Source organism: Porticoccus litoralis (genome assembly GCF_030676955.1).
Classification (GTDB): Bacteria; Pseudomonadota; Gammaproteobacteria; order Pseudomonadales; family Porticoccaceae; genus Porticoccus; species Porticoccus litoralis.
In genome coordinates, this window is record NZ_JAUUUU010000003.1 from 43,984 (window position 1) to 63,842 (window position 19,859).

Below are 19,859 nucleotides of genomic sequence, written 5' to 3' on the forward strand. Positions count from 1 at the left end.
CTGATGCGCGGCCTATTCGGCACCCCGCTGCTTTGTACCCTGCTGCTCTCTGCTCTGGCCGCGCCTTTGGCGTTGCAGGCAGGGAACTCAAGCACCTCCGCGGCTAAACATCCTCCCGCCAACGTTATTCTGTTTATCGGCGATGGCATGGACGAGCACCAGATCACCCTGGCACGTAATTACCTGCTCGGAGCCAACGGTACGCTGGCTATGGAACAGTTGCCGGTTCGCAGCTCTGCGAAAGTGCAAACCCTACGCGAGGACGACCCCACCCAATATCGCTATGTTGCTGACAGCGCCAATACCGCCAGCACCTTGGCCACGGGTGAACTCACCAGCATGGGGCGTATTGCCACCAGTGCGGGTGATGACCGGGATCTGCCCACTGTTCTGGAAGCGGCGCGCCAGGCCGGGCTGGCCACTGGCCTTGTCACCAGCGCCAACCTCACCGATGCCACCCCCGCGGCCTTTGCCACCCACACGGCCCATCGCAAGTGCCAGAATCCGGGCGATATGCACAAACCCATCAACTATGTTCCCGCCACTCAACAATGTCTGGCAGACCACGAGAGCCAGGGCGGCAAGGGTTCTATTGCCGAGCAATTACTGGCTTCCGGTGTGGATGTGCTGCTGGGTGGCGGCAAAAAAGAATTTACCCGCATCGACAGCCATACCCCCCTTGAAAAAATTGCGGCAAGTCACGGTTACCAATTGCTGCAACAGCGCGAGAAGCTGCTGGCGTATCACGGCAACGAACCCCTGCTGGGGTTATTTGCCAGCGGTCACCTTCCCGTGGAATGGATAGGCGAAGGTAACCGTCGCGCTGAACCCATGGCTTTCAACTTACTCGGAGAGCCGATGTTCCCGACGCCCTTCAGTTGCCAACAAAACCCTAGGCATCGGGGCACTCCGACACTGGAAGAGATGACCCGCGTTGCCCTGGAGCGGCTTGCGGACAAATCGACAGGCTTCTTTCTGATGGTGGAGGGTGCTTCCATTGATAAACAGGCCCACCAACGCAACCCTTGCGGGGAAATTGGCGAATTGCAGGCTTTCGATCGGGCAGTGGCCGTGGGGCAAGCCTTTGCCAGCAAGCAGACCAACACCCTGATTATTGTCACGGCTGATCACGGCCAGGCGGGGCAGATCATCCCCCTGCCGGAGTACTACCAATCCTGGGGCGGCAAACAGTATCCCCCCGGCCACTATGCGGTACTGGAAACCCGTTCAGGAGAACTGATGGGGGTGAGCTATGCCACCAACGCGGCACCTCAGGGGAAAAGCGAACTGCACACAGGCGTCAATGTGCCGGTATTTTTGCAAGGCATCGGGCATCGACAAGTACCAGCCCTGATCGACCAACGCACCATCAATCAGCTGATGCGCCAACACCTTGGCCTGACTTCAGGCGCCCAGTAGCAACCCGACACCCAGCAGTACCGGCGTCAGTAATACCAGAACCACGTTACGTCCCATCGCTGGTATCAAGAGTTCGCGGCGGCCCTCACTGGCACGAAGCGCACGGAATACCTGCCAGCCCAGCGGCAGTGTCCCCAGGGCCAATAGCGAAGCCAGCGGCATGACGCCGAGTAGAAAACCCAGTATCAGCGAGCCATAGGCACCCACCAGCAACAGGCCGTACACGCCCACGCTGCCAGGTACGCCAAGCAGCACGGGGATATGCTTTCGCCCGACGGCGCGGTCGGCTTCGATGTCCGGCAACTGGTTCAGTAGCAACAGGCCATTGACCAAAAAAAACACCAGCCAGGAAACCACCTGGGCGCTGGCCGGGAAGTGACCGGTTAACAGCCAGGTCGTACCGTTCACCATCAACAGTCCGAAACCCAGTCCCGGTGACACCAGGCAGAGCAACGGCATACGGTTAATGACGCGTGTATAAGCCAGAATAATCAGGCCGCCGACAAGCCCGATGAAGAAAATTCGCGTGCCCACCCGCCAGCTGAGATAGCCACCGATAGCCGCCATCAATGCAAAAGAGACGATGAACAACCATCTGGCGGCCTCCGCCCGCTGTGGCCTGGCAGGCAAGGTTCCGCTGCCACCGCTGAAAGGGGTTCGATCCGTGGTCTGGTCCAGTCCGCTGGTAAAGTCCTGGTATTCATTCAGGGCGTTGACCGCCACATGGGCAGCCAGAGCCGCGATGAGAATCAGGCAGGCCAGATCAACAGGCAGCAAACCACTAAAGCGATAGCTGGCCGCCATGGCCGGAAACAGCACGGCGGGAGTCAGCAGCAGAAAGGGGCCACGGGCAATCGCCAGAAGATCGACCGCAAGCCCCCGCATCAGCACGACTTAGCTAAGAAAGAAGGTGTAGGCGGGATTATCCGTTTCTTCGGCCCAAACATAGCCCAGGTCATCGAGAAACTGATTCACCAGTTTTTTCTCCCCGGCAGGCACCTGCATGCCCGCGAGTACACGGCCATAGGCCGCGCCATGATTGCGATAGTGGAACATGGAGATATTCCAGCGTCCGCCCAGCTGGTTAAGGAAATTCATCAGCGCCCCCGGGCGCTCCGGAAACTGGAAGCGGTATACCAGCTCATCCACCGCTTCGGGCGCACGACCACCCACCATATGACGAATATGCAGTTTCGCCATCTCGTTATCGGTCATATCCTGTAACGGGTAACCCTTGGTCACCAGATCTGCCACCAGCTGCTCGCGATCTTCATCACCGCTCACCTGAACACCGACAAAAATATGCGCCTTGTCGGGATCGCCCATACGGTAGTTGAACTCGGTGATATTGCGCTTGCTCAACGCGGTACAGAATGCCTTGAAGCTACCGGGCTGTTCCGGAATGGTAACCGCCAACACGGCTTCGCGGCGCTCACCAATTTCGGTGCGCTCCGAAATGTATCGCAGGCGGTCAAAATTGATGTTGGCACCACTGTCCACCGCCAACAGGCTTTGGCCCTGAATGCCGTGCTGCTCGACGTATTTTTTCAGGCCGGCCACACCCAGTGCACCAGAAGGCTCACAGATGGAGCGGGTATCGTCGAAGATATCCTTGATGGCCGCACTGATTTCATCAGCATTGACGGTGACAACCTCATCCACCGTATCTTTCAGCACGCGGAACGTTTCCTTGCCGATCTGGGCAACTGCTGTGCCATCGGCAAAAATACCCACGTGCTTGAGTCTCACCCGACGGCCTTTTTCAAGCGCCGCCGCCAGACAGGCGGCATCGTCCGGCTCGACCGCAATGATCTTGACCTCAGGGCGCACGTACTTGATGTAGGCGGCCATACCGGCACAGAGGCCACCGCCGCCCACCGGAATAAACACGGCATCCAGTGGCCCGGAAACCTGCCTCAGGATTTCCATGGCAATGGTGCCTTGACCGGCAATGACATCGGGATCATCAAAGGGATGCACGTAAGTCATGCCCTTTTCTTTCACCAGTTTCTGGGCGTAATCAGACGCCTCGTCGTAGGTTTCCCCGTGCAGCACCACCCGTGCGCCTCGCGCTCTCACCGCATTGACCTTGATTTGCGGTGTAGTACTCGGCATCACAATGGTGGCCTTCACCCCCATCTTTTTCGATGCCATGGCCAAACCCTGTGCATGGTTGCCAGCAGAGGCTGCCACCACCCCTTTCTGCAACTGCTCTTCGCTCAGGCACAGCATTTTGTTGTAGGCACCGCGCAACTTGAACGAGAACACCGGTTGCAGGTCTTCCCGTTTCAGCAGCACCTGGTTGCCAAGGCGCTCGGACAATTGCGAGGCTTCATCCACCGGCGTTTCGACCACCAGGTCATAGATGCGGGCATTGAGAATACGTTTGACGTAACTTTGTGGCATGTTCGGGCCAGTACTTCCGTTAGGGTTAGCGGGCAATAGTAAATTTTCGCCCCGCTCAAAGCCAGCACTGTCACGGCTTATCTGTCCTTTCCGCAGGCGATCCGTATAATTGCAGCCTCCTATTTAGCAATGGCCCCACCCATGACCGCAAATACTTCCTCCCAGGACGCCCTGAAACAGGCTGTGGCCACCGCCGCGGTGGCATACACCCTGTCGCGTATCGATGACAAAAGCATTGTCGGCATCGGCACCGGCTCCACCGCCAACTGCTTCATTGACCTGTTGGCTGAGCACAAGGCCAGCATCGCCGGCACCGTAGCCAGCTCCCAGGCATCGGCAGAGCGTCTGAAAGCCCACGGCATTCCCGTCTACGATCTCAATGCCGTCGATGAGGTAACCATCTACGTGGACGGCGCGGATGAAACCAATCCGCATCTGGAGCTGATCAAGGGCGGCGGTGCTGCGCTTACCCGCGAAAAGATTGTCGCAGCCGTGGCTCGGGAGTTTCTGTGTATTGCCGACCAATCCAAGTGGGTGGACCACCTGGGGACATTCCCGCTACCGGTGGAAGTGATTCCCATGGCCCGTAGCCACGTGGCAAGGGAACTGGTGAAGCTGGGTGGTGACCCGGTCTACCGCCAGGGTGTGGTGACTGACAACGGCAACGTGATTCTCGACGTTCATCACCTCCACCCCATCAGCCCAGCGCGGGAACTGGAAGAAAAAATCAACAACATTACCGGGGTTGTCACCAACGGGTTGTTCGCATTGCGACCGGCGGATGTATTGATGCTGGGGACGGCGGAAGGCGTCAAGACCCTCTACGCCAAGGATTAATTAACGTCGGAAACGGAGCTACATAACCTGCAGCGGCGGCTCAGAGAGCTCGGCAAACTGCTCGCGCAATTCCAGAATATGTTCGCTCCAGTAACGCACGGTATTGAACCAGGGAAAGCCCATGGGAAATGCCGGGTCTTCCCAGCGACTGGCCAACCAGGCCGCGTGGTGAATAATGCGCAAACTGCGCAGCGCTTCCACCAGCTTCAGTTCACGGGGCTGAAACTCGAAAAACTGATCATAGCCATCCACCACTTCAGACAGTTGCGCCAACTGCCTGTCACGACTGCCGGACAGCAGCATCCAGATATCCTGTACCGCCGGAGCCATACGTGCGTCGTCCAGATCGACAAAATGGGCATTGTCATCCCGCCAGAGAATATTCCCGGCATGGCAATCGCCGTGAACACGGATATGCGCCACCGGTCCGGCAGCAGCAATCACCTCATCCACAGCCTGTAATAAATCCCTAACCAGGGAGTCATAGGATAACTTCAGTTCAGCGGGAATAAATTCACTCACCGTTGCCACCGCATCGTGGCCAAAGGTCTGGCTATTCAGCACCGGGCGGTGCACAAATGGCTTTACGGCACCCACCGCATGCATTCTGCCCAGCAGTTTGCCCAACAGGTGAAGGTTATCCAGATTGTCCAGCTCAGGTCCTTGGCCACCCTTGCGGGGAAACAACGCGAAACGAAAGTTCTCGTATTCAAACAGGCTGCGGCCTTCAGCATCCCGAATTGGAGCAACTACCGGCAACTCCTGGTCTTGTAATTCAAAACTGAACTGGTGTTCTTCAAGGATCTGTTCGTCGCTCCAGCGACCGGGGCGGTAGAACTTGGCGATCAGCGGCACACCATCTTCGATGCCCACCTGGTAAACACGGTTCTCGTAGCTGTTTAAGGGAAACTGGCGCCCGTCGCAGAGATAGCCAAGACTCTCCACAGCATCCATTACCTTATCGGGGCCAAGTTGGTAGAAGGGCTGTGCCGCGGAGGCTACCGACTGTTCGTCGGTCTCATCATTGTTCATCAGCTAGCGGCTTTTGCCCGCCCAGAGCAACAACAGCGTGCCGACAACCCAGAGTGTTGCGGTACCGCCCCAGAGCAGCAGAAAGTTTTCTCCAGCCGCAAACTTTCCGGCAACCAGGTGCCCGAGCATCAGACCAGCCAGCGGAGCCACCAACAGCAATGGGGCAAAACGACCGCTGCCGTCCAGCTGGGCAATTAGCGCCAGCACATAAGCAGCAGCAAAAAACACGGCGGCGGCAACCAGGCTAAAGCCCGTCAGATATCCAGTTTCTCCGGGCAAGAATTGCAGTAGGGCCAAGGCAGCCAACAGGATGACGGCTGCCACAACAAATGGCACTGCGTAACCTGCACGGTTAGCGAGGATCGCCGCCACCATCGCACCCACCGGACCAGCCAGCATCAACACTAGCTCCGACTGCGCAGAAACTGCTAACGCCATGGCACTGGCAAGGGGTTCGCACAGGTACCACAACAGTCCACTTCCCAGAAAGAGCAGCAGACTACCGGCCAACGCCGCGAGCAAACCCGCCGACAACTGGTTGCCCTGATCATTTAACAGGCTGATACGTTTTGATCCACTGGATGGCATCAGACGGCTGAGGGGAATCGCCACAAAGGCCGCAGCCGCCACCCCCAACAACCCCTGTTGAAAACTGAAACCGGCCAGCAACGTCTCCTGGATCTGTTCCAAACCAGTCGACACCAGACCGAGCAGCAACAGCAACCCGGCAAAATTTCTCACAGGGGTAGCGGTATCACCCAGACAGGTCACCACCACACTCAGACCAAAACCGGCAAACAACCCGGCAAGTGCGAGACTGGACCACAACACAGCATTACCTGCCACGAACCCTGGCAGCAGAAAAGCGGCACCTGACACCAGGCCGGCAATCAGGCTTAAACGACGCCAGTCACCCAGGCGAATAAAAAAGATCGACAGCAGCCCGCCTAGCAGAACCATCAGAGAAAAGATGCCGCTCGGCAGCCACGGATGTATCGCCAGGGCCTCGGCGGCAATTTGCCGTTGCAGGAATGGTTGTCCCAACCAGAATGCTGACAGGCACAACCCCACCAGTATCGTCGCCAGTCGCACACCTGCCCCATTGATATTGGCACGCTTCTTTTCAAACAGGATTGAAGACATGTTGTTGAACCTCGCCGGTACTCTGGAGAGCGCGTACTTTGCTGTCTGAAACCCCAAAAGTCCAGACGGTTTTTCGTTCCGGGCAGTGCAATGTCATCAATTTGTCACGGCTTTTTCACACAGCTGACACAGGGCAGCACTAGGCTTTGCCATGAACCAAAAGAAAAGAACGAGGAAAGTGCCATGAATAAGGCAACAAATGAAAACATTACCCAGCAACCCATCGCCAACCTGATGCGGCAGCAAGCCAGAAATTTTTTTGTGGAAGTGAATGGCGACGGCGAATACATCTATCACTGGATCGATACATCCATCGATATGTTATCCAGCAGCAAACTCTGGGATCTCTTGCGTATTGCGGAAATACCGGGCTGTATGATGGATGCTGACTTCATCGGCTCCATTACCGATGAACTGATCCGCCGCAGCGACTACTTTGACGGTCGTCCATTACTGCCCCGCCACTGAACCCCCGACTAATCTATCGCAGCGATAAGCTGAAAACGCTGCACGTGCTCCCCGTCCCGCTCAACCATATCTCCAAATAGCGCCAGGGGCCGCACCCACAACCCCCCTTCTCCGTAAAGTGGCCGGTAGACCACCAGCCACTCCTCCGTTTCGCTGTGCCGGGCAACATCGATGACTTCGTAGTCGTTGCCCTTGAAGTGGCGATAGCGTCCGGGACGCACAACCGGCTGATCAGAGTTCGGCAAGTATCTTCTCCGCCGAACTGACATCAATGCCACCCGCCGGCTCTACCGCCAGATGGGTGACGATGCCGTCCTCCGCAACCAGTGCGAAACGCTTGCTGCGCAAGCCCATGCCGTAACCACTGGCATCTACTTCGAGGCCAAGGGCGGTAGCAAATTGTCCATTACCATCGGCCAGCATCAGTAGCGCTTCGGCATTCTGAGCTTTACCCCAGGCATCCATCACAAAGGCATCATTTACCGACATGCAGACAATGGTATCCACGCCCTTGGCTTTGATCTGGTCTGCCAAGACCACATAACCTGGCAGGTGCGTCAGGCTGCAACCGGGGGTAAACGCACCGGGAACAGCAAACAGCACCACCTTTTTACCCTTGAAAATGTCGTCGGTTGCGATGTCCACCGGGCCTTTCTCACCCATGGTTTTCACGGTGATATTGGGCAGGGCTTCGCCTACGGAAATGGTCATGGAAACACCTCTTGAAGAATGGACTGAGCCATTGAGGATAGCAGATGCGGTGGTCGGCAGTGCAGGTGCACTGCCTTCAATGTAGATCGTTACCGAGCCACCACCGAGGTGGAAACCGAGATGAGGTCCACCAGCTCTACCGTTAGCTGGTCACCGGGCACCAGCGGACCGACACCAGCCGGGGTTCCGGTCAGCACAATATCGCCGGGCATCAGGGTAAAAAAGCGGGAGATGTAGGCCAGCAATTGCGGCACCGGGGTAATCATCAGGCGGGTATTGGATTCCTGGCGCACTTCACCGTTCAGGGTGAGCCGAATCTGAACGTCTTGCAGGTCAGGCACCCTGGCGCGCTCCACAAATGCCGAAGCAACGCAGGCACCATCGAAGCCTTTAGCCTTATCCCAAGGGAGCCCTTTCTGCTTGAACTGCGCCTGCAGTTCACGCAAGGTCAAATCGAGAGCCACGCCGACACCAACAATGGCATCTTCCGCCTGCTGCTCGGTACACTCGGTCAGCTGCTCTCCAATGAGCACCGCCATTTCCGCTTCGTGATGGCAGGCACCATAGGCCACGGGGATGGCCACGGGTTTATCCAGGGAAGCGAGTGCCGTGGAGGGTTTCATGAACAGTACTGGCTCACTGGCAGCCTGACTGCCCATCTCACTGATATGGTCGCGGTAATTGAGACCGACACAAACCACCTTGCCGGCGGGAATTTCTGCCGAGCGCCCATTGGCAAAGTGCAGGGAGTGATCAAGGTAGTACATTGCCGATTCCTCTACCGTCGTTGAGAGCCAGCCAGCCCTTTACAATCCGATATATATACCAGACCCACACCGCGAACAGCACGACAAATCCAATCAACACAAAGGCCAACAACCAGCCAATCACCACACCCACCAGCAACCACCAGAAGGTTTTGATCTGCCAGTTGAAATGGGACTCAAGGTAGGTACCGCGCACCTCGTCCCGCTTCATATAATTGATAATCACACCGGCGACAGCGGTCAGACCAACCACCAAGCTCAACCCCTGCAGGAGATACACCAGTAGAGTGAGATTCTTGAGTTTTTCCTGTTCCACCGCGCTGATCACTTCACCGCTGAGGGGCAAGGATTCTTCTGGCATCTGCTCGGTCACGGCGGCTCTCCCTGAGAGTTATATCAGATGGCATCCACTACTTTGCCGGGATTCATGATGCCATTGGGGTCGAAGACTTTTTTCACCTGCTGCATCAAGGCCACTTCGGCAGCGGATCGACTGTAACTTAACAAATCCTTTTTCAGCAAGCCAACGCCGTGCTCAGCGGAAACACTACCGTGAAATTCTTCAACCAGCGCGCCAATCTGTTTGCTGACACCACTGCAGCGGACAGTAAAGTCGTCAATGGACAGTTCGTCGGGCTTAAGAATGTTCAGATGCAGGTTGCCGTCACCAATGTGGCCGTACCAGACCACTTCAAAATCCGGGTATTGCTCGGATACCAGCGCCTCTGCCCGGGCAATGAATTCCGGCATACGCGACACATTGACACTGATGTCATTTTTATAGGGTTTCCACTGGGAGAGTGTTTCCGACATATCCTCGCGCAGTTTCCAGAGATTTTCCGCCTGGGTCAGGCTCTGGCTGATGACACCGTCCAACACCCAGCCTTCCATGACGCAGGTCTCGAACAACTCCATGGCACGATCCAGCTCCGCCTCGGATGTTTGTTCAAATTCCAGCAGCGCGTAACAAGGCGCTTCGGACTCAAAAGGTGTCGGCACTTCGCTGTGGTCCACCACTCGCTCCATCCCGTTGTGGGTAAAGAACTCGAATGCGGTCAGGTCCATACCATCATTAAAGACTTTCAGCACATCGATAATGCTGGGTATGTCTGACACACCCAGCACCAATACGCTCAGTTCTTTCGGGGGCTTGGCCAGGCCAAGGGTTGCCTCGGTGATAATACCCAGGGTGCCCTCGGAACCGATAAACAGATGACGGAAATCCAGGCCGGTATTGTTTTTCACCAGGCCGTGGTTGAGCTCGAGAATATTGCCGCTGCCATCCACCACCTTCAGGCCCAGCACCCAGTCACGGGTCATACCATAACGGATCACCTTGATACCGCCAGCATTGGTGGCGATATTGCCGCCGATCTGGCTGGATCCCGTGGAGGCAAAATCCACCGGATAAAACAGCCCCTGCTGTTCGGCAAACTCCTGTAATTGTTGTGTGATCATGCCCGCCTGTACGGTCACGCTGCGATCCACGGCGTTGAAATCAATCACCTTGTTCATGCGGTCCAGCGCAATCACAATTTCACCATTCAGTGCCACAGCGCCCCCACTGAGCCCAGTGCGACCACCGGAAGGCACAACCGCCAGCTTTTCCGCATTGGCCAGTTGGACAACCTCCTGAACCTGCTCGGTAGTCTCCGGCAACACCACCACCCCAGGGGCAGGCTGCCAGATTGTGGTCCGATCCACACCGTATTGCTGAAAGGCGCTATCGTCTGTCAGCACTCGCTGTTCACCAACAATGTCACGCAATTTTTCAATGACTGGGGGGGCAACCGTCATCTCGGAATCCTCTACAAAATAGGAGCAGTTATCGAAGGGCGTGCATGGTATCATAGCCGCCCTTTTTTTTAGATAGCTGTATGGCCACCGGATCGAGGAGCGTATGGTCAATTTTTCGCTGAATAAATCCAAGATTAAGTTTCTATTGCTGGAGGGCGTCCACCCCTCCGCGGTCATCACCCTGGAAGCCGCTGGCTACACCAATGTGGAATACCTGAAAGCGGCGCTGTCTGAAGACCAGCTGGTGGAAAAGATTAAGGACTTTCATTTTGTGGGCATACGCTCGCGCACCCAGCTCAACCGCCGTGTTCTGGAAGCCGCCAACAAGCTGATCGGTGTCGGCTGTTTCTGCATCGGCACCAACCAGGTGGACCTGCAGGCAGCCACCGAGCAGGGTGTTGTGGTTTTCAATGCGCCCTACTCCAACACCCGCAGTGTGGCGGAACTGGTGATAGCGGAAACCATCATGCTGATGCGCGGTATTCCAGAGAAAAATGCCGCCGCCCACAAGGGTGACTGGCTGAAAACCGCCACCAACGCTTACGAGGTACGCGGCAAAACCTTTGGCATTATCGGCTATGGCAATATCGGCAGCCAGGTGAGCGTCATGGCCGAAGCCATGGGCATGAAGGTGAGATTCTACGATGTCGTCACCAAGCTGCCACTGGGCAATGCCGAACAGGTAGGTTCCCTGCGGGAATTGCTGCGAATTTCTGACGTTGTTTCCCTGCATGTACCGGATACCACAGCCACCCGCAATATGATGGGCGCCGACCAACTCGCCGCCATGAAAAAAGGGGCCATCCTGATCAATGCCGCGCGCGGTAAAGTGGTGGATATCGATGCACTGTGTGGCCGTTTGGAAACCAAGCAAATCAGTGGTGCCGCCATTGATGTGTTCCCGGTCGAACCAAAGTCCAACCAGGAAGAGTTCGTTTCACCCTTACGCAAGTACGACAATGTCATTCTCACACCACACATTGGTGGCTCCACCCAGGAAGCCCAGGAAAACATTGGTCTTGAAGTTGCGGAAAAACTGGTGAAATACAGCGACAACGGTACCACCATCAGCGCCGTGAACTTCCCGCAGGTGTCTCTGCCCTCCCACGCCGGCACCCACCGCCTGCTGCACGTTCACCACAACACGCCGGGCATCATGACCGCCATCAACCATGTGTTTTCGGACAACAACATCAATATCAGCGGTCAATACCTGCAGACCGCTGAGTCCGTAGGTTACGTGGTAATCGATGTGGATGCCGAATACAGCGACCTGGCACTCAAGGAGCTGAAGGCTATTGAAGGCACCATCCGCTGCAGAGTCCTTTTTTGACCTGACACGCCGCTGCTACAAAAAAACCGCCGGAATGGCGGTTTTTTTGTGTGTCGGTTTTGTGGCCAAGCACCTCAGCCTTCGCTGATGGCCTTAAATACCCTGTCCCGCAACCAGGTGACTTCATTGACCAGGTGATGCTGGGCACCATGAACGACTTCCAGCTTCATGTTGGGGAATTTCCTGCGGATGGCGCCAACATTGAAACGCCAGTCCACGGTGGTATCGCAATCCCCCTGTATCACTCTCAAGGGGAATTCACAGGGTGGCAGAGCCGCAAACTCCTCAGTCCAGCGCTTCATGGAAGCCACCCATTCGATCGGGATATAGTCATACTGGAGCGGATCGGCACTCATCAGAAACTCGTTGAATGCCTCATTGGCCGTATTGGGCCGGAAGGTGCGCGACACTTTTTTGAGAATGCGATGAAAGACCTTGTAGGTGCGCAGGCTTTTCATCCATTCACGGGGCCTGATCAGCGGAGCCAGCACCACGACATCGGAGAGGTCATTGGGGTAGTGATGGGGTTTTGCCGCCATCACATACTTGATCAGGATTGCCCCACCCGTACTCTGCCCCACTGCATTCCAGGGTTTTGGGAAATGGGCTTCACACTGCGTCAGCAGGTCGGAAAACACATCCACATAACGGTCAAAGCTCTTGATACTGACGCGCTCCCCACTGGACAAGCCGTGACCAGGGAGATCAAAGGCGACCACCGCATAACCGCGCCGCAACAGGTAACGGATCAGGTGGCCATATAGACCAATATGATCAAAGTAACCGTGGACCACAAGGTAGGTACCTCGGGGATTTTCCGGCAACCAGTAATGGGTGGCTATCTGGAAGCCGGAAGATGAATAGCTGCCCAGACAATAGCGCACACCGGACAGGTCATCCGGCAGCGTCAGACCGTAGTAGTCGAGGTACCAGCTCTCGGCTGCATTGCTGGCACGCCAATCCACAGACACATCAAAGGCGAGGTTCTGCAAGCTGGCCCGCAACGCTTCGAGCTGCTCCTGAGCCTTTCCGCCAGAAGCCGTCTCGACGGGATCAACCCGGTTCGGATCGTTTTCAGCGCTCGTCATCATGAACCAACAAAACCACCAGGCGCCTGACCAGGGGCGCCACCACCATCACCGAGGGGAATGCCACAACAAAAGCAAAAGCCCAAGCATGCAACCAGATCTCAAGAATATCTTCGACCAGTCCGACATTAAAAACACTGATCACCAGTGACATAAAGCAGGACATGAACAGCGCCATCAGAAACGCGAACAGAACGTGCTGATATTTACGATGAATCATCGGCTTGAAACTCCTGACTCCCGGGTTGATCTACGGCCACTTTCAGTCAAAAAAGGGCGGTTAAACCGCCCTGATGATTTGACTTACCCGGCGTTGACCTTTGGGTCCAGTGCTCCGCTCTGGTAGCGGGTAGACATATCCTCCAGCCCAATCGCGGTAATTTTTCCAGCATTCCCTGCTGTGCCAAAGGCCTCATAACGAGCCAGGCAGATTTCCTTCATGGCTTTGACGGTTTCTTTCAGGTATTTGCGGGGATCAAACTCGGCCGGATTATTGGCCAGGAAGCGCCGCACAGCACCGGTTGACGCCAGACGCAGGTCCGTGTCGATATTCACCTTGCGCACGCCGTGTTTGATACCTTCGACAATTTCCTCTACCGGTACGCCGTAAGTTTCGGGAATCTCGCCGCCGTATTCGTTGATCACCGCCAGCCAGTCTTGGGGTACCGAGGAAGAGCCGTGCATCACCAGATGGGTGTTGGGAATGCGGGCATTGATTTCCTTGATACGCTCAATCGCCAGGATATCGCCCGTTGGCGGACGGGAAAACTTGTAAGCCCCGTGGGAGGTACCAATGGCAATAGCCAGGGCATCCACGCCGGTTTTGGCCACGAAGTCAGCCGCCTCTTCCGGATCTGTGAGCAACTGGTCGTGGGACAGTGTGCCCTCGGCACCAACGCCATCTTCTTCACCGGCCTGTCCGGTCTCCAGCGAGCCAAGACAACCCAGCTCACCTTCCACGGAAACACCGCAGGCGTGAGCCATCTCCACCACCCGCCGGGTCACGTCGACGTTATAGTCATAGGAAGCCGGCGTCTTGCCATCTTCCTGCAGTGAGCCGTCCATCATCACCGAACTGAAACCGAGCTGGATGGAGCGTTGGCAGATTGCTGGGCTGGTGCCGTGGTCCTGGTGCATACACACCGGAATGTGGGGAAATTCTTCGATTGCTGCCAGAATCAGATGCCGCAAAAAAGGTGCCCCGGCATATTTTCGAGCGCCAGCAGAAGCCTGCACGATCACAGGGGAATCCGTTTCATCGGCGGCCTCCATAATGGCGCGCATCTGTTCCAGGTTATTCACGTTAAATGCCGGTACGCCATAACTATGCTCGGCAGCGTGATCCAGTAATTGGCGCAGTGAAATAAGTGCCATGAAATTATCCTTTATTCAGTAACTGTTTTTTGCTGTTCAGTTTTGGGCTCGGGCTTCAAGGACGGCTACCGCTGGCAGAACCTTGCCTTCCACATATTCCAGAAAAGCGCCCCCACCTGTTGAAATATAGGAGACTTTATCAGCGATACCATATTTATCCACTGCTGCCAGGGTGTCACCACCACCGGCAATGGAAAAACCCTGGTTGGCTGCGATCGCCTCGGCAATGGCCTGGGTACCTGCACCAAACTGGTCAAATTCAAACACCCCCACCGGGCCATTCCAAATAATGGTGCCAGCATTGCGCAGGATATCGGCCAGCTCGGCAGCGGTTTCCGGGCCGATATCAAAGATCATATCGTCCGCACCTACTTCAGAAGCCTGTTTCAGCGTCGCTGTCGCTGATTCAGAAAATTCAGTGCCCACCACAACATCGCTCGGCAGGGGAATCTGAGTTTTCGCCATCAGCGATTTAGCCTGAGGAATCAGTTCGTGCTCGCAGAGTGATTTACCCACGGGCAACCCGGCGGCAGCCAGAAATGTGTTGGCGATGCCGCCACCGACAATCAGTTGGTCCACTTTCTCCGACAGAGTTTCCAGTACGGTGAGCTTGGTGGAGACCTTGGAGCCGCCAACAATTGCCACCATCGGTCTCGCCGGGTTGGCGAGGGATTTTTCCAGGGCATCCAGCTCGGCGGCCAGCAACGGACCAGCACAGGCGACCGGCGCAAAGCGGGCAACGCCGTGGGTGGAGGCCTGGGCGCGGTGTGCCGTGCCAAACGCATCCATTACGAATATATCGCAGAGGTCGGCATAGGCGCGGGAGAGGGTCTCATCATCTTTTTTCTCGCCCGGATTGAAGCGGACATTTTCCAGTAATGCCAGCTGACCATTTTCCAACTCGACGCCATGTTGCCAGTCCGACAGGACAGCAACTTCTCTTCCCAGCAGTTTGCCCAGGTGATCGGCAACCGGCTGCATGGCGAACTGCTCTTCAAACTGTCCTTCCGTGGGACGGCCCAGGTGTGACATGACAATCACTTTGGCCCCCGCGGCAAGCGCCTGCTTGATCGTGGGCAATGCGGCGCGGATACGGACCTCGGAGGTCACCACGCCATTCTTAACCGGCACATTGAGGTCTTCGCGGATCAGGACACGCTTGCCCGCCAAGTCCAGATCCACCATTTTCAATACATTCAATGCCATCTTGAAATTACCTTCTTATACTCATCTTTTACTCGACATGGGGACCCAGTGCTTCACCAGTTCCACCATGCGATTGGCATAGCCCCACTCGTTGTCAAACCATACCAGCACCTTCACCAGCCGCCGCTGGCTGACCCGGGTCTGGCTGGCATCGACAATACCGCTGCGGGGATCGTGATTAAAGTCGCAGGAAGCCAACGGCTCCTCGGTGTAACCAAGGATGCCAGCCAACCGATTTTCCGCCACCGCTTGTAATACCTGATTCACGGTACCGGCATCCACATCCACTTGCAGCAGGATAGACAGGTCGATGGCGGACACGTTCAGTGTCGGCACCCGCATGGCCTGTGCTTCAAAACGCCCACTCAATTCCGGCAACAGTCGATCAATACCTCGGGCCAAGCCTGTGTCCACGGGAATAATGGACTGCATGGCCGCACGGGTTTTTCGTAAATCCGTGTGGTGATAGGCATCGATCACCGGCTGATCATTCATGGCCGAGTGGATGGTGGTAATCACGCCACCCTCCACACCGAAAGCCCGATGAAGTGCATCTATAACCGGGATCACGCAGTTGGTTGAACAGGAGGCATTGGAAATTATCGTTTCCTGGCCGGTCAGGCGGTGCTCGTTGACCCCCAGCACCACCGTCGCGTCAACGCTGGGCTCCGCAGGCTGTGAAAACAGCACTTTGCTCGCCCCTGCAGTCAGGTGTTGTTCCGCGGTATCGCGATCTGTGAACGCACCGCTGCACTCCAGCACCACGTCCACAGCCAGCTCCCGCCATGGCAGGGCCAGAATGTCCTCACTGTGGAATACCGAAATCGGGTCACCGTTAATGGTCAGCAGGTCATCCTCCACCGCCACGGAACCGGGAAAGCGACCGTGGGTGGAATCGTATTTAGTCAGGTGTGCAATGGTTTTACAGTCGGCCGGCTCATTGATGGCCACCACCTGAATCTCGTCACGGGCTCCCGATTCATAGAGCGCCCGCAACACCGAACGACCAATGCGCCCGTATCCATTAATGGCTGCGCGAATCATAAATCGTGCCCACTCAAAGGCGCTGTCTGACAGTCAGGCGCTATCACAATATCGCGTTGACGGCCTTGATGACGTTTTCCGTGGTGAAACCGAACTGCTCCATCAGCAGACCGCCGGGTGCCGACTCACCAAATGTGGACATACCCACGACACGGCCATCGAGACCCACATATTTATACCAGTAGTCTTTGTGCCCGGCCTCAACGGCCACCCGAGCCCGGACCTGGGGAATCAGTACGCTGTCACGATAGGTTGAATCCTGGGCATCGAACACTTCGGCGCAGGGCATGGACACCACTCTGACAGCTACACCCTGTGCACCGAGGGCTGCCGCCGCTTCAATGGCCAGGGCCACTTCCGAGCCGGTGGCAATCAGAATGGCCTGGGGTTTGCCCTCGCAGTCTTTCAGTACATAGCCACCGCGCTGCACATTGGCCAGCTGTTCATCGTTGCGAGGCATAGGCGCCAATCCCTGCCGCGAGAAAATCAGGGCGCTAGGTCCATCTTTACGCATAATGGCCTGCTTCCAGCACACGGCCGACTCAACGGTATCGCAGGGACGCCAGGTTTGCAGGTTGGGAGTGGAACGCAAGGCCGTCAGTTGCTCAACTGGTTGGTGGGTGGGGCCGTCCTCACCCAGTCCAATGGAGTCGTGGGTATAGACGAAAATAGTCTTTTGCTTCATCAGCGCGGCCATACGCACTGCGTTGCGGGCATATTCCATGAACATCAGGAATGTTGCGCCATAAGGAACAAAGCCACCGTGCAATACAATACCGTTCATCATGGCGCTCATGCCGAATTCGCGCACGCCGTAATAGATATAGTTACCAGAGGCGTCATCCGCTTCCACGCCTTTGGCTCCGGACCACAGCGTCAGGTTGGATCCTGCCAGGTCGGCAGATCCACCCAGCAGTTCCGGCAATAACGGGCCATAGGCATTGAGACAGTTCTGGGAGGCCTTGCGCGAGGCAATTTTTTCCATGGCCTGCTGGCACTCATGGATATAAGCATCCGCCTTTTCAGAAAAGTCTGCAGGCATCGCACCTTTCAGTCGACGGGAAAACTCGGCTGCCAGCTCCGGATACTCACTTTTGTAGTTCTCAAAAGCCTGCTGCCAGGAAGACTGTGCTTTCTGACCTTTTTCTCTGGCATTCCAGCCGGCGTAAATTTCCTCGGGCACTTCAAAGGGGCCGTGGTTCCAGCCCAACTGTTCTCTTGCCAACAGAATTTCATCCGCGCCTAGGGGCGCACCGTGACATTCTTCCTTACCCTGCTTGTTAGGCGAACCAAAGCCAATAATGGTTTTGCAGCAAATCAGGGTCGGTTTTTCTGTTTCCAGGCGAGCCATTTCAATGGCGGCCTTAATAGCTGCCGGGTCATGACCATCGACGTTGGGAATCACTTGCCAACCGTAGGCCTCGAAACGACCGGGTGTATTGTCTGTAAACCAGCCCTCAACTTCACCATCGATGGAGATGCCGTTGTCATCGTAGAACGCGATCAGTTTACCCAGCTTCTGGGTACCGGCCAGGGAGCAGGTTTCATGGGAAATACCCTCCATCAGGCAGCCATCACCCAGGAAACAGTAGGTGTAATGATCCACCACATCATGACCGGGGCGATTGAACTGGGCTGCCAGAATTTTTTCTGCCAGCGCCATGCCGACCGCATTACTGATGCCCTGCCCCAATGGCCCGGTGGTGGTTTCAACACCGGGGGCATAGCCATATTCCGGGTGACCGGGGGTGCGTGAATGCAACTGACGGAAGTTCTTCAACTCCTCCAGGGGCAGATCGTAGCCGGTGAGATGCAATAGTGAATACAACAGCATCGAACCATGGCCGTTGGACAGGACGAAGCGGTCACGGTTGGCCCAGGCGGGATCGGAGGGGTTATGTACCAGGTAGTCATTCCACAGCACTTCGGCGATATCCGCCATACCCATCGGGGCGCCGGGATGGCCACTATTGGCCTGTTGAACGGCGTCCATACTCAGTGCTCGAATGGCGTTGGCGAGATCACGTCTGGAATGCATCGGGGGCTTGCTCCTGCAGGATAAATCGGGGATTTCAAAAGGGGCGCTATTTTCTCGTACTCGCGCTACTCAGTAAACAGCCAGTCGGCGCCTTTTATCTATATCAATATTTTTTGATATAGATTTCCTGCTGTGATAAGGTGCTGACCCATGTCACATGCATTACTAAAAACCGACACTCCCGCGTCCTTTCCGGATGCCAGCGAACTGGCGGCCTACTGCAAGGCGGCAGGGGACGGCCTGCGCCTGGAGATTCTGCGGGTATTGCGGCAGAACGCCTACGGGGTACTGGAGCTGAGCCAGATCTTTGATATCGGACAATCGGGGATGAGCCACCACCTCAAGGTGCTGTCAAAATCCGGACTGGTGGCAACGCGCCGTGAAGGCAACAGTATTTTTTACCGCCGCGCGCCCGCTATCGAAGGTTCCGGCGGTAGGGAATTCCAGCTGGCCCTGTTCAGCGCGGTTGATCAACTCAGCATACCCACGGCAATTCAAGAACGTATACAGCAGGTACACCGCGAACGCACCGAGGCCTCACAGGATTTCTTCAGGCAAAATGCGGCACGCCTTCATGTTAACCAGGACCTGATCGCCAGTTTTGAACAGTACGGCGAACCCGCCACCGAACTCCTGGATAGCACAGCCGTCAGCCGACAGCACGCTCTGGAAGTTGGTCCGGGTGAAGGCGGTTTTCTACCAGCCCTGGCAAGCCGCTTTGAGCGGGTCACCGCACTGGACAATTCCGCTGAAATGCTCGACCGGGCCAGGCAACTTGTCACTGAGCAGCAACTGGATAACGTTCAGTTGCTTCACGGAGATACCGAGTTCGCCCTGTCGCAATCACTGCACGCAGACTGCGTCACCCTGAACATGGTGCTGCACCACACGCCGGACCCGGCAAAAATATTCTCTGACCTGGCCCAGCTATTGAACCCAGGCGGTGCACTACTGGTCACGGAACTCTGCCACCACGACCAGAGCTGGGCGAGGGAGTCCTGCGGCGACCTGTGGCTGGGCTTTGACCCTGAAGACCTTTCCCATTGGGCCGGAAATGCCAGCCTGAAAGAAGGCGAAAGCCTGTTTCTGGCACAACGCAACGGTTTTCAGATCCAGTTGCGACAATTTTTCAAACCTACAGTTGCGGCCGATACCGGCCTATAGCTTGCTGATAAGCACTAAAAGGACCACCGACC

20 protein-coding genes are annotated in these 19,859 nt (G+C 56.2%); 5 read left to right on the top strand and 15 right to left on the bottom strand.

Translation table 11 applies throughout. From position 1 onward, the window contains the following. The first annotated feature begins 3 nt into the window (after positions 1-3). The gene (locus Q8A57_RS06675) at positions 4-1,419 is read left to right on the top strand and encodes an alkaline phosphatase (protein ID WP_305170212.1); all 1,416 of its coding nucleotides are present in this window, start codon (positions 4-6) and stop codon (positions 1,417-1,419) included. Here Q8A57_RS06675 and Q8A57_RS06680 read toward each other — a convergent pair. Together Q8A57_RS06680 and ilvA are read right to left on the bottom strand one after the other, a co-directional pair. Further along, a complete protein-coding gene (locus tag Q8A57_RS06680) occupies positions 1,405-2,304 on the bottom strand; it encodes a prenyltransferase (protein WP_305170213.1) in 900 nt (299 codons plus the stop codon). The genes Q8A57_RS06675 and Q8A57_RS06680 overlap by 15 nt on opposite strands. Before the next feature lie 9 nt (positions 2,305-2,313). Further along, on the bottom strand, positions 2,314-3,825 hold the full coding sequence (gene ilvA / locus Q8A57_RS06685) for a threonine ammonia-lyase, biosynthetic (protein ID WP_305170214.1): 1,512 nt from the start codon (positions 3,823-3,825) through the stop codon (positions 2,314-2,316). A 141-nt stretch (positions 3,826-3,966) separates the two neighbouring features. Between ilvA and rpiA the strand changes: the two genes are divergently transcribed. Continuing rightward, positions 3,967-4,662 (top strand): ribose-5-phosphate isomerase RpiA, encoded by a 696-nt coding sequence (rpiA, locus tag Q8A57_RS06690; protein ID WP_305170215.1) that lies wholly within the window; start codon positions 3,967-3,969, stop codon positions 4,660-4,662. An 18-nt stretch (positions 4,663-4,680) separates the two neighbouring features. On the opposite strand, the gene Q8A57_RS06695 is transcribed toward rpiA, so the two are convergent. Together Q8A57_RS06695 and Q8A57_RS06700 are read right to left on the bottom strand one after the other, a co-directional pair. Continuing rightward, on the bottom strand, positions 4,681-5,694 hold the full coding sequence (locus tag Q8A57_RS06695; RefSeq protein WP_305170216.1) for a serine/threonine protein kinase: 1,014 nt from the start codon (positions 5,692-5,694) through the stop codon (positions 4,681-4,683). Positions 5,695-5,697: 3 nt separating this feature from the next. Further along, entirely contained in the window at positions 5,698-6,837 is a 1,140-nt protein-coding gene (locus tag Q8A57_RS06700; RefSeq protein WP_305170217.1) for a hypothetical protein, read from the bottom strand. Between the two features lie 183 nt (positions 6,838-7,020). Between Q8A57_RS06700 and Q8A57_RS06705 the strand changes: the two genes are divergently transcribed. Continuing rightward, positions 7,021-7,305 (top strand): hypothetical protein, encoded by a 285-nt coding sequence (locus Q8A57_RS06705; protein WP_305170218.1) that lies wholly within the window; start codon positions 7,021-7,023, stop codon positions 7,303-7,305. Between the two features lie 8 nt (positions 7,306-7,313). On the opposite strand, the gene Q8A57_RS06710 is transcribed toward Q8A57_RS06705, so the two are convergent. The 5 genes from Q8A57_RS06710 to Q8A57_RS06730 all read right to left on the bottom strand — a co-directional run bounded on the left by Q8A57_RS06710 (position 7,314) and on the right by Q8A57_RS06730 (position 10,580). Beyond that, the gene (locus tag Q8A57_RS06710; RefSeq protein WP_305170219.1) at positions 7,314-7,550 is read right to left on the bottom strand and encodes a DUF1653 domain-containing protein; all 237 of its coding nucleotides are present in this window, start codon (positions 7,548-7,550) and stop codon (positions 7,314-7,316) included. Further along, positions 7,537-8,016, bottom strand: coding sequence for a peroxiredoxin (locus Q8A57_RS06715; RefSeq protein WP_305170220.1), 480 nt, complete (start codon positions 8,014-8,016; stop codon positions 7,537-7,539). Before Q8A57_RS06715 ends, Q8A57_RS06710 begins: the two co-directional genes overlap by 14 nt. 89 nt (positions 8,017-8,105) lie before the next feature. Then, a complete protein-coding gene (locus Q8A57_RS06720) occupies positions 8,106-8,783 on the bottom strand; it encodes a fumarylacetoacetate hydrolase family protein (protein WP_305170221.1) in 678 nt (225 codons plus the stop codon). Next, positions 8,770-9,156: a DUF4870 family protein gene (locus tag Q8A57_RS06725; protein WP_305170222.1), complete on the bottom strand. Its 387-nt coding sequence runs from the start codon at positions 9,154-9,156 to the stop codon at positions 8,770-8,772. Before Q8A57_RS06725 ends, Q8A57_RS06720 begins: the two co-directional genes overlap by 14 nt. Before the next feature lie 23 nt (positions 9,157-9,179). Further along, positions 9,180-10,580 (bottom strand): FAD-binding oxidoreductase, encoded by a 1,401-nt coding sequence (locus Q8A57_RS06730; RefSeq protein WP_305170223.1) that lies wholly within the window; start codon positions 10,578-10,580, stop codon positions 9,180-9,182. A 103-nt stretch (positions 10,581-10,683) separates the two neighbouring features. Between Q8A57_RS06730 and serA the strand changes: the two genes are divergently transcribed. Next, complete coding sequence (serA, locus tag Q8A57_RS06735; RefSeq protein ID WP_305170224.1) at positions 10,684-11,913, top strand: phosphoglycerate dehydrogenase; 1,230 nt, start codon at positions 10,684-10,686, stop codon at positions 11,911-11,913. Positions 11,914-11,987: 74 nt separating this feature from the next. Here the strand turns inward: serA and Q8A57_RS06740 are convergent, their stop codons facing one another. From Q8A57_RS06740 to tkt, 6 genes are all read right to left on the bottom strand, one after another. Then, positions 11,988-13,004: an alpha/beta hydrolase gene (locus Q8A57_RS06740; protein ID WP_305170225.1), complete on the bottom strand. Its 1,017-nt coding sequence runs from the start codon at positions 13,002-13,004 to the stop codon at positions 11,988-11,990. Beyond that, a complete protein-coding gene (locus Q8A57_RS06745; protein WP_305170226.1) occupies positions 12,988-13,221 on the bottom strand; it encodes a DUF2798 domain-containing protein in 234 nt (77 codons plus the stop codon). The genes Q8A57_RS06740 and Q8A57_RS06745 overlap by 17 nt, the downstream gene beginning before the upstream one ends. Before the next feature lie 83 nt (positions 13,222-13,304). Beyond that, complete coding sequence (gene fba / locus Q8A57_RS06750) at positions 13,305-14,375, bottom strand: class II fructose-bisphosphate aldolase (RefSeq protein ID WP_305170228.1); 1,071 nt, start codon at positions 14,373-14,375, stop codon at positions 13,305-13,307. A gap of 36 nt (positions 14,376-14,411) precedes the next feature. Beyond that, complete coding sequence (locus Q8A57_RS06755; protein WP_305170229.1) at positions 14,412-15,581, bottom strand: phosphoglycerate kinase; 1,170 nt, start codon at positions 15,579-15,581, stop codon at positions 14,412-14,414. Between the two features lie 21 nt (positions 15,582-15,602). Beyond that, entirely contained in the window at positions 15,603-16,625 is a 1,023-nt protein-coding gene (gene gap, locus Q8A57_RS06760) for a type I glyceraldehyde-3-phosphate dehydrogenase (RefSeq protein ID WP_305170231.1), read from the bottom strand. A gap of 43 nt (positions 16,626-16,668) precedes the next feature. Next, positions 16,669-18,663: a transketolase gene (gene tkt / locus Q8A57_RS06765; protein WP_305170232.1), complete on the bottom strand. Its 1,995-nt coding sequence runs from the start codon at positions 18,661-18,663 to the stop codon at positions 16,669-16,671. Positions 18,664-18,813: 150 nt separating this feature from the next. Between tkt and Q8A57_RS06770 the strand changes: the two genes are divergently transcribed. Then, positions 18,814-19,827 (top strand): metalloregulator ArsR/SmtB family transcription factor, encoded by a 1,014-nt coding sequence (locus Q8A57_RS06770; protein ID WP_305170233.1) that lies wholly within the window; start codon positions 18,814-18,816, stop codon positions 19,825-19,827. Positions 19,828-19,859 lie beyond the last annotated feature (32 nt).